The organism is Flavobacterium cheonhonense, assembly GCF_035671315.1.
In the GTDB taxonomy this organism is placed as follows: domain Bacteria; phylum Bacteroidota; class Bacteroidia; order Flavobacteriales; family Flavobacteriaceae; genus Flavobacterium; species Flavobacterium cheonhonense.
The window spans coordinates 152718-167089 of record NZ_JAXAVY010000003.1 but is presented as its reverse complement, the minus strand read 5'-3'; the positions used below and the strand labels follow the sequence as shown (position 1 = coordinate 167089).

Annotated in this window: 17 protein-coding genes; 16 read left to right on the top strand and 1 reads right to left on the bottom strand. The window is 39.5% G+C overall.

The window, feature by feature from the left end; translation table 11 throughout:
• Positions 1–10: 10 nt before the first annotated feature.
• The 10 genes from trpD (at position 11) to SK086_RS09375 (ending at position 9735) form a co-directional block, all read left to right on the top strand.
• Positions 11–1009 (top strand): anthranilate phosphoribosyltransferase, encoded by a 999-nt coding sequence (gene trpD / locus SK086_RS09420; RefSeq protein ID WP_324691197.1) that lies wholly within the window; start codon positions 11–13, stop codon positions 1007–1009.
• Positions 1006–1794, top strand: a complete 789-nt coding sequence (gene trpC, locus SK086_RS09415; protein ID WP_324691194.1) for an indole-3-glycerol phosphate synthase TrpC — start codon at positions 1006–1008, stop codon at positions 1792–1794. The genes trpD and trpC overlap by 4 nt, the downstream gene beginning before the upstream one ends.
• Positions 1791–2417: a phosphoribosylanthranilate isomerase gene (locus tag SK086_RS09410; RefSeq protein WP_324691192.1), complete on the top strand. Its 627-nt coding sequence runs from the start codon at positions 1791–1793 to the stop codon at positions 2415–2417. The genes trpC and SK086_RS09410 overlap by 4 nt, the downstream gene beginning before the upstream one ends.
• On the top strand, positions 2414–3601 hold the full coding sequence (gene trpB, locus SK086_RS09405; RefSeq protein ID WP_324691190.1) for a tryptophan synthase subunit beta: 1188 nt from the start codon (positions 2414–2416) through the stop codon (positions 3599–3601). Before SK086_RS09410 ends, trpB begins: the two co-directional genes overlap by 4 nt.
• Positions 3602–3603: 2 nt before the next feature.
• On the top strand, positions 3604–4365 hold the full coding sequence (trpA, locus tag SK086_RS09400; RefSeq protein WP_324691188.1) for a tryptophan synthase subunit alpha: 762 nt from the start codon (positions 3604–3606) through the stop codon (positions 4363–4365).
• A gap of 160 nt (positions 4366–4525) precedes the next feature.
• Positions 4526–5158, top strand: a complete 633-nt coding sequence (locus tag SK086_RS09395; protein WP_324691186.1) for a TetR family transcriptional regulator — start codon at positions 4526–4528, stop codon at positions 5156–5158.
• 38 nt (positions 5159–5196) lie between these two features.
• Complete coding sequence (locus tag SK086_RS09390) at positions 5197–6519, top strand: TolC family protein (protein WP_324691184.1); 1323 nt, start codon at positions 5197–5199, stop codon at positions 6517–6519.
• Positions 6520–6529: 10 nt separating this feature from the next.
• Complete coding sequence (locus tag SK086_RS09385) at positions 6530–7609, top strand: HlyD family secretion protein (RefSeq protein WP_324691182.1); 1080 nt, start codon at positions 6530–6532, stop codon at positions 7607–7609.
• Between the two features lie 90 nt (positions 7610–7699).
• Positions 7700–9286, top strand: a complete 1587-nt coding sequence (locus SK086_RS09380; protein ID WP_324691180.1) for an MDR family MFS transporter — start codon at positions 7700–7702, stop codon at positions 9284–9286.
• 101 nt (positions 9287–9387) lie between these two features.
• The gene (locus tag SK086_RS09375) at positions 9388–9735 is read left to right on the top strand and encodes a hypothetical protein (protein WP_290872981.1); all 348 of its coding nucleotides are present in this window, start codon (positions 9388–9390) and stop codon (positions 9733–9735) included.
• Here the strand turns inward: SK086_RS09375 and yaaA are convergent, their stop codons facing one another.
• Positions 9736–10494, bottom strand: a complete 759-nt coding sequence (gene yaaA / locus SK086_RS09370) for a peroxide stress protein YaaA (protein ID WP_324691177.1) — start codon at positions 10492–10494, stop codon at positions 9736–9738. It lies immediately after the preceding gene.
• Between the two features lie 166 nt (positions 10495–10660).
• On the opposite strand from yaaA, the gene SK086_RS09365 reads away from it, so the two are divergent.
• The 6 genes from SK086_RS09365 to SK086_RS09340 all read left to right on the top strand — a co-directional run bounded on the left by SK086_RS09365 (position 10661) and on the right by SK086_RS09340 (position 14335).
• A complete protein-coding gene (locus SK086_RS09365) occupies positions 10661–11134 on the top strand; it encodes a hypothetical protein (RefSeq protein WP_324691175.1) in 474 nt (157 codons plus the stop codon).
• Positions 11135–11204: 70 nt separating this feature from the next.
• Complete coding sequence (locus tag SK086_RS09360; protein ID WP_290872990.1) at positions 11205–12182, top strand: YitT family protein; 978 nt, start codon at positions 11205–11207, stop codon at positions 12180–12182.
• Positions 12183–12209: 27 nt separating this feature from the next.
• A complete protein-coding gene (locus SK086_RS09355; RefSeq protein WP_324691171.1) occupies positions 12210–12671 on the top strand; it encodes a hypothetical protein in 462 nt (153 codons plus the stop codon).
• A gap of 2 nt (positions 12672–12673) precedes the next feature.
• Positions 12674–13306 (top strand): PAQR family membrane homeostasis protein TrhA, encoded by a 633-nt coding sequence (gene trhA / locus SK086_RS09350; RefSeq protein WP_324691170.1) that lies wholly within the window; start codon positions 12674–12676, stop codon positions 13304–13306.
• A 3-nt stretch (positions 13307–13309) separates the two neighbouring features.
• Positions 13310–14083, top strand: a complete 774-nt coding sequence (locus SK086_RS09345; protein WP_324691168.1) for a sulfite exporter TauE/SafE family protein — start codon at positions 13310–13312, stop codon at positions 14081–14083.
• Between the two features lie 87 nt (positions 14084–14170).
• Positions 14171–14335 (top strand): hypothetical protein, encoded by a 165-nt coding sequence (locus SK086_RS09340; protein ID WP_290873003.1) that lies wholly within the window; start codon positions 14171–14173, stop codon positions 14333–14335.
• Positions 14336–14372 lie beyond the last annotated feature (37 nt).

Below are 14372 nucleotides of genomic sequence, written 5' to 3'. Positions count from 1 at the left end.
ACTAAGAATTATGAAACCCATACTCCAACGATTAATCAATCACGAAACCCTCAGTAAAGAGGAAGCCAAAACCGTTTTAGTCAACATTTCTAACGGACAGTACAATCCGAGTCAAATTGCATCATTTTTAACGGTTTATATGATGCGAAACATCACAATTGAAGAACTTTCCGGTTTTCGAGAAGCCTTATTAGAACTCTGCATTGCCATCGATTTTTCGGTTTACAACACCATCGATTTGTGTGGTACCGGCGGTGATGGCAAAGACACGTTCAACATTTCTACTTTGGCATCATTTGTCACTGCAGGCGCTGGAATTCATGTCGCCAAACACGGCAACTACGGCGTTTCTTCTATATCCGGCTCCAGCAATGTAATGGAAACTTTGGGCGTGAAATTCAGCAATGATAAAGCCTTTTTAACCAAATGTTTGGAAGAAGCCAATATCGCCATTTTACACGCGCCGTTATTCCATCCGGCGATGAAAAACGTTGGTCCGATTCGAAAAGAATTAGGCGTTAAAACCTTTTTTAATATGTTAGGACCAATGGTCAATCCGTCGTTTCCAAAACATCAATTGGTAGGTGTTTTCAGTTTAGAATTAGCCCGTATGTATGCTTATCTGTACCAAAACACCTCAGTTAATTACACCATTCTTCACGCTTTAGACGGTTTTGATGAAATTTCACTAACCGCCGATGCCAAAATCATCACCAAGGCCAGAGATAGTATGATCAATGCCTCCGATTTCCATCTTAAGCCGGTGGCACTTGAAGACCTAAAAGGCGGCACTACTGTAGCAGAATCGGCTGAAATTTTTAAGAATATCATTTCCGGTAACGGCACCAAAGCCCAACAAAATGCTGTTTGCGCCAATGCAGCTTTAGCCATCGCCACAGTGGAAAACTGCAGTATTCCTGAAGCTTTTGCCAAAGCGGAAGCCAGTTTACAATCCGGAAAAGCCTTAGAAAAATTACAAAAACTTCAAAAAATCAGCCAGTTAACATGAACATCTTAGACCAAATCATAGTACAGAAAAAACGAGAAGTAGTTTTAAAGAAAAGCCTTGTCTCGGCAAACCAATTGGAAAATACAGCGCTATTCAACAGCCGAACTACTTCATTGAGCAAATCCGTATTGCATTCGCCATTCGGGATTATAGCCGAACACAAACGCCGTTCTCCATCCAAAGCTACTATCAACCACAATTTATTCTTGGAAGATGTCGTTAAAGGCTACGAAGATGCCGGAGCAAGTGGAATCTCAGTATTGACAGACACTAACTTTTTTGGTGGTTCTTTAGACGATTTTTTACTAGCAAAAGCCAGCGTCAAAACACCTTTGTTGCGCAAAGAATTCATTGTCGACGAATACCAAATCTTGGAATCCAAAGCGTATGGTGCCGATGCCATTTTACTGATTGCCGCGGTTTTGACCCAATCAGAAATAAAAACCCTCGCTGCTTTTGCGCATTCCATCGCCTTGGAAGTGCTGCTGGAAGTCCACAACCAAGCGGAATTGGATAAAAGTCTGATACCCGAATTGGATATGATTGGCGTGAACAACAGAAATCTCAAAACGTTTGAAGTGCGTTTGGACACCAGTTTAGCCTTAGTTGATAAAATCCCGATTAATGTTGTAAAGATTTCTGAAAGCGGCTTACACACAGCAGCGGAAATCAAACTACTCAAAAGTGCCGGATTTAATGGCTTTTTGATGGGTGAAGCTTTTATGAAAACCAATAATCCCGGAGCCGAATTAGCCACACTACTACAACAATTGAAAGCGGTATGAAAATTAAAATATGCGGTATGAAATACCCTGAAAACAGTAAAGAAATAGCAGCTTTACAACCCGATTATTTAGGCTTTATTTTTTACGATAAATCGCCTCGCTTGTTGGAAAACGAAATTCCGAGCTTGGAAAAATCGATTGCCAAAGTCGGCGTTTTTGTCAATGCAACAGTAAAAGAAATCAAAGAAAAAGCAAGACAACACCAATTGGAAACCATTCAATTGCATGGTGAAGAAAGTCCGGATTTTTGCCGTTCTGTTCAACTATTAAAACTTAAAGTAATAAAATCATTTAATATAGATAATCAATTTAATTTTAAAACTTTAGAATCATATATAAACTATTGCGACTATTTTTTATTTGACACCAAAGGCAATCATTACGGCGGCAACGGAACCGCGTTCGATTGGCAGCTTTTGAAACAATATCATCTCGACAAACCGTATTTTTTGAGTGGTGGTATCGGACCCGAAAGCCTTGTTGATTTGCAGATTTTCCTCCAAACTGAATCCGCCCGACACTGTATTGCACTCGACCTCAACAGTAGGTTTGAAACACAACCCGGGCAGAAAAATCCCGAAACCTTAAAAACATTCCTTAAAAAACTCAAAGAACAGCTATGAAAACCACTTACAACGTTAACGAAAAAGGCTTTTACGGCGAATTCGGCGGCGCTTTTGTCCCTGAAATGCTTTACCCGAATGTAGAAGCCTTGCGCCAACAGTATTTAACCCTTAGCAACGAGCCATCATTTCAAGACGAATTTAAAGCGCTTTTACGGGACTATGTCGGCCGCCCAACGCCACTTTACTATGCCAAGCGCTTATCAGAGCAATTTGGCGCTAAAATCTACCTCAAACGCGAAGACTTATGCCATACCGGTGCGCACAAAATCAACAACACCATCGGCCAAATCCTACTAGCCAAAAGATTAGGTAAAACCCGAATCATCGCCGAAACCGGTGCCGGACAACACGGCGTTGCCACAGCAACCGTCTGTGCTTTAATGGGTTTGCAATGCATAGTGTATATGGGAGCAGTCGACATTCAACGTCAAGCTCCAAATGTGGCCCGAATGAAAATGCTCGGCGCCGAAGTCAGAGCGGCGGTTTCAGGCTCAAAAACCTTGAAAGACGCCACCAACGAAGCCATACGCGATTGGATCAGCAATCCGGAAGACACCTTTTATATCATTGGTTCCGTGGTAGGACCACATCCTTATCCGGATATGGTGGCACGTTTTCAAAGTGTAATCTCAGCAGAAATCCAACAACAATTACTGGAAAAAGAAAACCGCCAAAACCCCGATTATGTTATTGCTTGTGTTGGTGGCGGAAGCAATGCTGCCGGTGCTTTTTATCATTTTTTAGAGGAAGAAAAAGTAAAATTAATAGCCGTAGAAGCCGCCGGGAAAGGTATTTACAGCGGAGAAAGTGCTGCCACCTCAGCATTAGGCAAAATGGGAATTATACACGGCAGTAAAACGTTATTAATGCAAACGAATGACGGACAAATCACAGAACCTTACTCTATTTCGGCCGGATTGGATTATCCCGGAATTGGTCCGCTACACGCGCATTTGTTCCAAACCCGAAGAGCTGAATTTATCGCTGTAACCGACAAAGAAGCAATGCAAGCCGGAATAGCATTAGCCCAAACCGAAGGCATCATTCCTGCTATAGAAACCGCTCATGCTTTTGCCGTTTTAGAGCAAAAAAAATTCCGACCGGAAGACATCGTTGTAATCAATTTATCCGGGCGCGGCGACAAAGATTTAAACACTTATACGAACTATTTTGATTTATAAAAATGAACCGAATTCAACAACAATTATCAGCTAAAAATAAAATTCTATCTATTTATTTTACAGCAGGTTTTACTAAGTTAAATGGCACTAAAAGTTTAATAGAAGAATTAGCCCGAAACAAGGTAGATATTATCGAAATCGGATTGCCTTTCAGTGATCCTTTGGCCGACGGCCCAACGATACAATCAAGCTCTATGCAAGCCTTGCAAAACGGCATGACTACAACTTTACTTTTCGAGCAATTGAAAGATATCAGAAACACTGTTGATATTCCGTTAATCATTATGGGATATTTCAACCCAATGCTGCAATTTGGAATAGAAAACTTCCTGAAAGCCTGCCGGCAAACAGGAATTGACGGCTTGATTATCCCGGACTTACCGCTGGAAATCTATCTTTCTGATTATAAGAAGCTTTTCGATTCCTATGGCATTCAAATGATATTCCTAATCACGCCGCAAACCTCAGAAGAAAGAATCCGACTTATTGATGACAATTCCAATGCTTTCATTTATATGGTAAGCAGCGCAGGCATAACCGGGAGCAAAGACCAATTTGAGGAAAATCAGCTGCAGTATTTTGAAAGAATTGCTCGAATGAATTTGAAAAATCAGCAGTTAATTGGCTTCGGCATCAGCAACAAAATCACTTTTCAACAAGCTGTCAAACACCAAAAAGGAGCTATAATCGGGAGTAGTTTTATCCAATTCATCAGTAAAAACAAAATATCCGATATAAAAAATTTTATCAATAATATACTTTAGATAATTTTATTTATACAACTGAAAAACAAATTAATAAATATCTACTATAAGATTTATCTATAAGTGTTTTTCTCCTCAAAAATATGTTAAAATTGATTTAAACAAACGTTTAATTTAAACACTTGTTTAACTTTGTGCTCGAAATTAATTCATGACCCTTATGACAGATTTTAACGAAAAGCAAATCGAAATACTTCAAGTTGCCGAAAAGCTCTTTGCTGAAGAAGGTTTCGATGGAACTTCGGTTAGGGATATTGCCAAAAAGGCAAATATCAACATTGCGATGATTTCCTATTATTTCGGTTCCAAAGAAAAGTTGCTGGAAGCTTTGGTTATTTATCGTATCAAAGCGATGAGCATGCACTTGGAGAATTTGTACCAGGAAAACATTTCGCCTTTGGATAAAATGGACAAACTCATCGCCTACTACATCCAACGCGTACACCAAAATCGCAGTATTTACCAAATTTTACACTTCGAGTTATCGAACAATAAAAGAGAAATCAACTTGCAAACCTTTACCGAAGTCAAAAAAAACAACCTGCGATTTCTGGAAAACATCATCAAAGAAGGGCAAGATCAAGGTGTTTTCCAACCCAACATCAATGTGACTTTATTACCTACCATCATCTTGGGTAGCTATAGTCACATGCACATGAACAAAGTGTATTACAAAGAAGTACTGAATTTAAATACTGAGGCCGACTTTGAAAACTACGTACTAACCGAACTCACCGCTCATATTCAGAAAACGATTAAAGCATTGCTGGTTTTTGATTCGAATAACCGATAAATTAAGCAATGGTAGTTGCAAATAACAAAATACAAAACATGAAAAAACAAGCTTCTCTCCTATTTTTCTTGACTCTTTTGAGTTTAGGTTCAGGATATGCTCAAGAAAAAAGAAAGTTGACTTTAAAAGAAGCCATCGAAATGGCTGTGCAAAACAGTACTTCGGCAGAACTGGCTACTACAAAAGTAAAAAGCGCCGAGTTGGCGTTGGCCAACACCAAAAACAATCAATATCCCGGTGCCAAAATCTCAGGGCAATACATGCGCTTGTCGAGTGCTAATGTAAAATCCAATTTACAATCGAATAACAGTTCAGAACCTGCTGCCCCACTCAAAGTAGACCAATTACTGTTAGGCCAAGCCAATGTGACGATGCCGATTTTCAGCGGTTTTAAGCTTAAAAACAGCATCAAAACATCCGAAAGCCTATACCAGGCCGAAACCTTCGCTAAAAAGCACTCTAATGAAGCTATAGGACTTGAAGTAGTAGAATTGTTCGCTTCACTTTACAAAGCCCAACAAATGACACTGCTGATAGCCGATAATATGAAAACTGCGGAACAAAGGGTAAAAGACTTTACTGCGATGGAAGAAAACGGTTTAATTGCCCGAAACGATTTGCTGAAAGCCCAATTGCAGGTATCCAACATAAAACTGGCGTTAGACAATGCCAAAAAGAACGCTGCGGTGGCCAATTATCAACTCATCACTTTATTAAAACTGCCGGAAAGTACGGTGGTCGATATTGATATTGAAGCCATCAAAAAAGATATGGCTGCTCATCCGTACCAAAAATCGGAAGGCGAACGAAACGACCTCAAAGCCTTATCGCTCAAAAAAGCAGCTGCAGATAGCGAGATTAAAGTCGCCAAAAGCAATTACTATCCTTCCCTAGCCCTCAGCGGTGGTTACATTGCCTTAGATTTAAACAATGTGTTGACCGTAACGAATGCGATGAACTTCGGATTGGGCTTTTCGTATGATTTGTCGAGTATTTTTAAAAACGGCAAGCAAGTGCAATTCGCCCAAAGCAAAGCCAAAGAGACTTCTTTAGCATTAGAGCAACTGAACGAACAAGTCAAAGAAGAAGTCTTCCAAGCCAGTGAAAACTATAACTTATCACTCAAACAAAGTGCCGTATACGATGAAGCAGTAGCCCAAGCTTCGGAAAATTATCGCATTGTAAAAGACAAATACGACAACAGTTTGTCGACCACCAATGACTTATTGGAAGCCGATTTTGAACAACTTCAGGCGCAAATCAACCAAGCACTCTCAAAAGCCGATGTAGCTCAGAAATACTACGAACTACAATTTGCTTCGGGACAATTATTGAATTCATTACAACTTACTCAAAACTAAATACAGCCTTATGACAGCTACAAAAACCAATAGAAAATTCACGCTCATTTTTATAGTATTCCTGGTACTCGGAATTGCTTACGGAGGATATAAATACATCCACTCATTGTCGCATGAAACCACAGACGATGCACAAGTATCGAAAAAAATGAACCCCATTATCCCCAGAGTTGGCGGTTACATTAGTCGGGTTTTTGTGAAAGACAATGAGTTGGTTAAAAAAGGTGACACGCTGTTCACCATAGACAACAGCGATTATTTGGTTAAAGTAGCCGAAGCCAAAGCCGCTTTGGTTGCCGCCGAAAACAGCTACGAAGCCGCTAAAGCTGATATTGCCACTTCGGAAGCCAATGTTGCCGTTTCGGATGCCAATGTGAAATCGGCAAGCGGAACCATTGAAACGGCTAAAATAAGATTGCGCAGAGCTACAGCCGATTTCGAGCGCTACAACAACTTGTACAAAAACCGTTCGATTACCAAACAGCAATTTGAACAAGCGGAAGCGGCCAAACAAGAAGCGGAAAGCCAATTGCGTATTTTACAAGAGCAACAAAAAGCTTCTGCTTACCAAAAAACCGTAGCCTCGGCCAAAACCAATGTCAGCAACAAACAAGTGTTAGTCGCTGAAGCCAATGTTAAAAAAGCCAAAGCTTTACTGGATGCAGCCAATTTGAACTTATCATATACTGTAGTAAAAGCTTCAATTGACGGGCAAGTTTCTACCGTAGACATGCAGCCCGGGCAATTGGTACAACCCGGACAATCGTTGTTTTACATCATTAACAACCAAGAAACTTGGGTAGTGGCCAATTTTAAAGAAACCCAACTCGACAAAATGCGTGTGGGTCAGCAAGTAAAATTGAAAATCGATGCGTTTCCGGGTACTGAGTTTGAAGGTGAAATTACGTCTTTTTCGCCAGCTACCGGCTCTAAATTCTCTCTTTTGCCTCCCGACAATGCCAGTGGAAACTTTGTCAAAACAGTGCAAAGACTACCGGTTAGAATCAACTTTACAGCTAACAATGATTCGAAAAAACTACAATTGTTGCGCTCGGGGATGAACGCGGAAGTGGATGTGATTTTGAAGTAAGGGATAAGGCCCTTCGACTCCCGAAGCTTCGGGACAGGGTCACAAAATAATAGATAAGGGAAAAAAATTCATAATTCATAATTTAAAAAAATGGCAACAGCAGTCGTTCAGGAAGATTTGGTTGAATATGGCTTTCGCAGGGTAATTATCACCATTACCGCGGTGCTTTGTGCGCTCTTGGAAATTGTGGACACGACCATAGTGAACGTAGCGCTGAACAACATGCGAGGCAGTTTGGGCGCGTCTTTAACCGATGTGGCTTGGGTGATTACGGCTTATGCCATTGCCAATGTCATTGTGATTCCGATGACGAGTTGGTTGTCGCAGCAATTTGGTCGAAGAAACTACTTTGCCGCTTCAATTATCATTTTTACGGTAGCTTCCTTTATGTGTGGTAATGCCGATAACATCTGGGAATTGGTAGCGTTTCGATTCATACAAGGTTTGGGTGGCGGCGCTTTGTTAGTAACAGCACAAACCATTATAACGGAAAGTTATCCGGTAGAAAAACGCGGCATGGCTCAAGCTATCTATGGTATGGGTGTGATTGTAGGCCCTACTTTGGGCCCGCCATTGGGAGGTTATTTGGTCGATCATTTTTCATGGCCTTATATTTTTTATATTAATGTACCAATCGGTATTATTGCAACTCTTTTGACCTTATCGTTTGTACGAAGTCCGAAATACGGCGAAAAACTCAAAGCCCATCAAGTGGATTGGATTGGGATTGTTTTGCTGTCGGCTTTTATCGGTTCGCTACAATACGTTTTAGAACACGGTCAGCAGGACGATTGGTTTAACGACGAATGGATCGTGAGATTATCGGTACTAAGCGTTGTTGGTTTGTTTTTCTTTATTTGGCGACAGTTGTCTTATGCTTATCCGATAGTAAATTTAAAAGTACTCAAAGACAGTAACCTGCGTGTGGGCGTGGTGATGAGTTTTATAATGGGATTTGGGTTGTATGGTTCGACTTTCATTATTCCGATTTATACTCAATCTATTCTAGGTTGGACGGCAACAGATGCCGGATTGTTATTGGTGCCAAGCTCGATTACTGTAGCTATTATGATGCCTTTTATCGGTAAACTGATCCAGCGCGGAGTGCCACAGACCTACTTAGTGGCCATGGGCTTTTTATCGTTCTTTATATTCACCTATTGGATGCACAACATTATGACACCGGATACTGGTGAAGAACATATGTTTTGGCCGTTAATTGTCCGCGGATTGGGATTGGGACTCTTGTTTGTACCCATAACTACTTTATCGCTTTCGGGTTTGAAAGGCAAAAGCATAGGAGAAGGAGCCGCTTTTACGGGAATGATGCGACAATTGGGCGGTTCGTTCGGGATAGCCATTATCACAACTTTCTTGGCGCGATTCGGGCAAGAACATCGCGTTAACTTGATTGGGTATTTAGATCCTACTCGAGTGGCGGTTCAGGAAAAAATACACGGTTTACAGAACGCCTTTATAGCCAAAGGATACAGCGCTGAAATTGCCTTGCAAAAAGCCTACAAAGTCATGGAATTGAGTGTTACCAAGCAAAGTACCGTGCTTTCGTATATGGATGTATTCCTGTATTTGGGTGTTTTATTCTTGTTCTGCATACCCTTTATCTTATTAATCAAGAAAGGTAAAAACAAAGTCAATCCAAGCGAAGCCATGCACTAAAACACTCTTTTACAAGTTATTAACAATCTGCATTGATTATAAAAACAATTCCCTAAATTTGGTTTAAAACACTCGTTAACAACTATCTAAACCAAAAAAACATGGGACTTTTTACCAATCACGAGAAAAAAGTGATAGCCGAACTTTGTAAAAAAAGTGAAGCCATCAGCAATGACATCAGTAAAGAAATCAATGAATTACTCGATGATTTAAAAACGGAATACGAAGAAAATAAAATCGTTTTAAAAGAATTCAACGCTTTTGTAAACGAATTGGAACAAAAGCTCTCTCCGCAAGATTTAGAAAAGTTACAATCTTTTTCTAGCCGACTGTACAAGGTGAAGCGCTGCGCCAAAAAAGGTGTAGAAGCCATGCAAGAATTGGCCAGAGACCAACGTAAAGCCACTAATGAAACACTCAGAGAATACCAAGAGTATTTGTATTTTTAACTATCGGGTAAAAACTAAGGTATTGCCTTTGCTTAAATTAGCATCAAAAGCATAGCCTTCATAGTTAAAGCCTTTTAAATCGTCGAGAGTTTCAGCATTAGTATCTATAATATAACGCACCATCAAGCCTCTCGCCTTTTTGGCAAAAAAGCTGATCATTTTGAGTTTGCCGTCTTTGTAGTCTTTGAATTCAGGGGTAATTAAAGGTACTTTTAACATTTTGGCATCAACAGCACTAAAGTATTCGTTACTGGCCAAATTGAGAAACAACTCGTCTTTTTGCAACTCATCGTTCAACGCCTTGGTGATGGTTTTCTTCCAAAACTCATACAGGTTTTTGTTTTTCCCTATCGGCATAGTAGTGCCCATTTCCAGGCGATACGCCTGCATTAAATCGAGTGGTTTGAGCAAACCGTACAAACCGGATAAGATTCTAAGTCTTTCTTGTAAAATACTTATTTTATCTTCCGGCAAGGTGTAAACATCCAAACCGGTATACACATCACCGTCGAAAGCATACACCGCTTGACGTGCATTCTCAGCGGTAAAAGGCAAATGCCAATCCTGATTGCGCTGCCAATTGAGTTCCGCCAACTTAGCCGAGATATCCATCAATTCAGACAGTTGGCTAGGCTTTTTCTTTTTTAAAGTATTTTGAATGGTAGCCGCTTGTTTTAAAAACTGCGGTTCGGTATACGTTGTTACCGGAACCGTTTTTTCATAATTCAACGATTTGGCCGGAGAGATAACAATTTTCATAGTACTTTATTTTAGCGTCTCAAAAATACAAATTCGATGCTGAAATCATCCGGTAAAAAATGAATAGTTTCAATAGTTATATCAACAGAATCGATATTATCAAAATGTTAATCTGTTTGGCTTACGCTACAGAAAAAGGTATTTTGCCCATTCAAAAAAAACAGCCATGAGAAAAATAATAATCTTACTCCCTATTCTATTTCTTGCGTCCTGTAAAACCCAAAAAAGCACACCGGAAATAGCGGTAGCCGAAAAAAGAACGGCAGTCATTGTAAAACCGGAAGCTGTGGCAGCACTCAAAAAAGACAGGGCTTATGAATTGGGCAAAAGAGTATTGGAAGCCTGCAACAACTCGCGTTTTAAGGCGTTTACCACTGTCGAAGCTACACCCAAAGTGATTGCCAATGCTACTGCCGAGAAAATTTCTGCCACTTGCCAAAAAATCATCTTGCGCAACGGACGATTTATCGACTTGAAGTTGGTGGAAATTGTACACAACGAAATCACTGACGACTATGTATTTCGATACGATATTCAATACGAAAAACCAATGTTCAAGAGAGAGCTCAAAGTTACCATTGATGCCGAAAACAAAGTATCGGCCCTTGCTACCAAAGAAATCAAGAACAAACCTTTATAAGTATTTGTCCTTTTCGCCAAATTATCGTACATTAACACAATTATCACTATAAGCACTTAAACATCAGTCTATGAATTCACTCTGGGAAAAAATCATTATCGAAACCATACTGAAAAAACCGCGAAAAAAAAGCGGCAAAACCAAAAGCTATTCTAAATACGAATTAGCAAAGGGCTACCGTGAGTTTATCATCTTGGCCAAAAGAAATTCGAAAGATTTTATTTTGATCACTTTGGGAATTTTTTCAGCTTCTTTCGGATTCAAAGGTTTTTTGCTGACCAACCACTTTATAGACGGTGGTGCAACCGGTATTTCCTTGTTAATTTCTATTCTAACCAAGATACCGTTGTACATGCTCATCATTGGCGTTAACTTGCCGTTTGTGATTATGGGATACAGGGTTATGGGAAAAGCTTTTGCCATTAAAACGGCTTTGGCTATTTCAGGTTTGGCCATTTGTTTGGCAACGGTAACCTTTCCCAATGTGACCAACGACAATCTTCTAGTGGCTGTTTTTGGTGGGTTTTTCTTGGGCGCCGGTATTGGTTTATCGGTTAGAGGCGGCGCGGTAATAGACGGAACGGAAGTCTTGGCAATATTCCTTAGCAGAAAATTCGGTACTACCATTGGCGATATCATCATTGTTATCAACATACTAATTTTCTCGGCTGCAGCCTATTTCTTGGGAATTGAAGTTGCATTGTACTCGATGATCACTTATTTAGCCGCTTCCAAAACTTTGGATTTTATAGTAGAAGGTATTGATGAATACATCGGAGTAACCATCGTTTCTTCTAAAAGCAACGAAATCCGACAAATGATCATTGAAGTGATGGGCCGAGGCGTTACGGTTTACAGTGGCAAACGTGGCTATGGCAAACGCGGAGAAACCAAAGAAACCGAAATCATTTATACAGTTATCACTCGCCTTGAATTGAACAAACTCAACACCGAGATCGAAAAAATCGAACCCGATGCGTTTGTGGTTATGAATAGCATCAAAGACACCAAAGGCGGTATGATTAAGAAAAAACCCTTAAAACATTAAGATAACCTGCTCTTTTCAATTAAATCTATGAACAAGATAATACTGTTATTCCTCCTTATTATTACAGCAGTTAGTTGCAAAAAAGACAACATAGAACCGCTCAAACCGAAAGGAAAACCCAAGGGAGAAATTCCGACTAAAACAACCAATCTTTCCGATTGTTACAAAGCTGATATAGCTGGAAATATTATCGAACTACAAATTCAAAACAAGGCCGAAGTAACAACCGGAACTTTGACTTATGCCTTTTCCGGTAAAGAAGTTACTCAGGGAGCTTTCAAAGGAAAATGGGAAAACAATATTTTAGTTGCCAATTACTACTATAAAGCAAAAGGGAAAAGCAAAGAACGTCAAATAGTTTTTAAACGGATTAACAACGAACTTTTAGAGGGTTACGGTGAACGTAAAACGAATAGTACTCAATTTAAAGATGTGACCAAAATAAAATTCAATGAGAATATGCCACTAAAAAAAGTAGTCTGTAATTAGCCATGAAAGAAAGAGCACAAACCCGACAGGAAGAATTAGCCAATGCTTTAACACACGGATTGGGCATTGTATTATGTGTTTTGGCTATGCCGGTCGTTTTAACCATTACTTTTAATCAAGCGGATTTGACTTCTTTTTATGGAATTGCCGCATTTGCTGTGGGTGTATTATTAGTTTACAGTTCATCAACCTTATACCATTTTGTTCAAGAGAAAAAAATTAAAAACATCCTTAAGATTGCCGACCATATCAGTATTTACTTCCTGATTGCCGGTACTTACACGCCGTTGATGATTAAATATCTTCCGACTTCAACTGCTTTTGTATTTCTGACTACCATGTGGTGCATTGTATTGTTCGGCACGCTTTTTAAAATTTTTTTCATCCACAAGTTCGAGTGGTTTTCGGTGATACTGTACCTTGCCATGGGTTGGATGATTGTTTTTGTGATTAAACCGCTGATTCACAATGTGCCTTTGACCGTTTTTTGGTGGATTTTAGGCGGTGGACTGAGTTATACTGTAGGCGTTTACTTTTATGTAAAAAGTCATAAACCCTTTTACCACGCTATCTGGCATGTGTTTGTACTGCTGGGCACCATACTTCACTTTGTGGCCATTTGTAAAAGTCTGTAAGCCATGGAAATATTCATCATTTCCATTACTGCTTTCTTGGTTGCTGTTTTAACCTTTTTTTCCGGTTTCGGATTGGGGACAATCTTAACTCCGGTATTTATGATTTTCTTTCCAACCAACATCGCTATTGGCTTAACCGGTGTAGTTCATTTTTTCAACAATGTTTTCAAGCTATTGTTAGTAGGCAACAAAGCTGACAAAACGGTAATCTTCCGCTTCGGAATACCTGCCGTTATTGCCGCTGCTTTGGGATCATGGTTACTTTTGAATCTATCCGATACCCAACCCCTATTCAGTTATACATTGGGCAACAAACTCATTGCCGTATTTCCGGTGAAATTTATCATTGCACTTCTATTGATTGTATTTGCTTGTATTGATCTTATTCCTTATTTCAACCGTTTAGAATTTAGAAAAGAAAAATTACCTGTTGGCGGAATCTTGAGCGGTTTTTTTGGAGGCTTAGCCGGAGTTCAAGGTGCTTTAAGCAGTGCTTTTTTAATTAAGGCAGGATTAACCAAGGAAGCGTTTATAGCTACAACCGTTGTAGTTTCAACTTTAGTAGACATTACCAGATTGAGCATATACACTACCCAATTCCATAAAGCCGATCTCACCGAAAACTTACCTTTGGTAATTTGCGCTACTTTATCAGCAATATTGGGTGCTTATCTTGGCAATAGATTATTAAAGAAGGTAACACTCCAATTCATAAAAACCATTGTTGCTTTGTTACTAATACTTGTCTCAATTGGTTTAGGTTCCGGATTAATTTAAAACAGCATGTTTTCTTAACCATTTGATAAACCAATTGAAACAAATATACCATCACAGTACTTTAATTTTATATTAAAACGCAACACCATGGAAATCAATTGGATTATTATTGGAATAGTAGTAGCAACACTATTGGCCTTAATCGTTTATCTTATCAAACAAAATCAAAAAGACCAGCAAAAAGTTACCCGACACTTTAACGCTGACACCACTGAATTGTCTGAAGAAGAAGATGAGCTCAACAACAATTAGCTTGTATTAACTTCTTGCAAAGAAAACCATTATCAGT

Coding starts and splice junctions, on each gene's coding strand:
- trpD (WP_324691197.1), top strand. CDS start 11: ATGAAACCCATACTCCAACGATTAATCAATCACGAAACCCTCAGTAAA.
- trpC (WP_324691194.1), top strand. CDS start 1,006: ATGAACATCTTAGACCAAATCATAGTACAGAAAAAACGAGAAGTAGTT.
- SK086_RS09410 (WP_324691192.1), top strand. CDS start 1,791: ATGAAAATTAAAATATGCGGTATGAAATACCCTGAAAACAGTAAAGAA.
- trpB (WP_324691190.1), top strand. CDS start 2,414: ATGAAAACCACTTACAACGTTAACGAAAAAGGCTTTTACGGCGAATTC.
- trpA (WP_324691188.1), top strand. CDS start 3,604: ATGAACCGAATTCAACAACAATTATCAGCTAAAAATAAAATTCTATCT.
- SK086_RS09395 (WP_324691186.1), top strand. CDS start 4,526: ATGACAGATTTTAACGAAAAGCAAATCGAAATACTTCAAGTTGCCGAA.
- SK086_RS09390 (WP_324691184.1), top strand. CDS start 5,197: ATGAAAAAACAAGCTTCTCTCCTATTTTTCTTGACTCTTTTGAGTTTA.
- SK086_RS09385 (WP_324691182.1), top strand. CDS start 6,530: ATGACAGCTACAAAAACCAATAGAAAATTCACGCTCATTTTTATAGTA.
- SK086_RS09380 (WP_324691180.1), top strand. CDS start 7,700: ATGGCAACAGCAGTCGTTCAGGAAGATTTGGTTGAATATGGCTTTCGC.
- SK086_RS09375 (WP_290872981.1), top strand. CDS start 9,388: ATGGGACTTTTTACCAATCACGAGAAAAAAGTGATAGCCGAACTTTGT.
- yaaA (WP_324691177.1), bottom strand. CDS start 10,494: ATGAAAATTGTTATCTCTCCGGCCAAATCGTTGAATTATGAAAAAACG.
- SK086_RS09365 (WP_324691175.1), top strand. CDS start 10,661: ATGAGAAAAATAATAATCTTACTCCCTATTCTATTTCTTGCGTCCTGT.
- SK086_RS09360 (WP_290872990.1), top strand. CDS start 11,205: ATGAATTCACTCTGGGAAAAAATCATTATCGAAACCATACTGAAAAAA.
- SK086_RS09355 (WP_324691171.1), top strand. CDS start 12,210: ATGAACAAGATAATACTGTTATTCCTCCTTATTATTACAGCAGTTAGT.
- trhA (WP_324691170.1), top strand. CDS start 12,674: ATGAAAGAAAGAGCACAAACCCGACAGGAAGAATTAGCCAATGCTTTA.
- SK086_RS09345 (WP_324691168.1), top strand. CDS start 13,310: ATGGAAATATTCATCATTTCCATTACTGCTTTCTTGGTTGCTGTTTTA.
- SK086_RS09340 (WP_290873003.1), top strand. CDS start 14,171: ATGGAAATCAATTGGATTATTATTGGAATAGTAGTAGCAACACTATTG.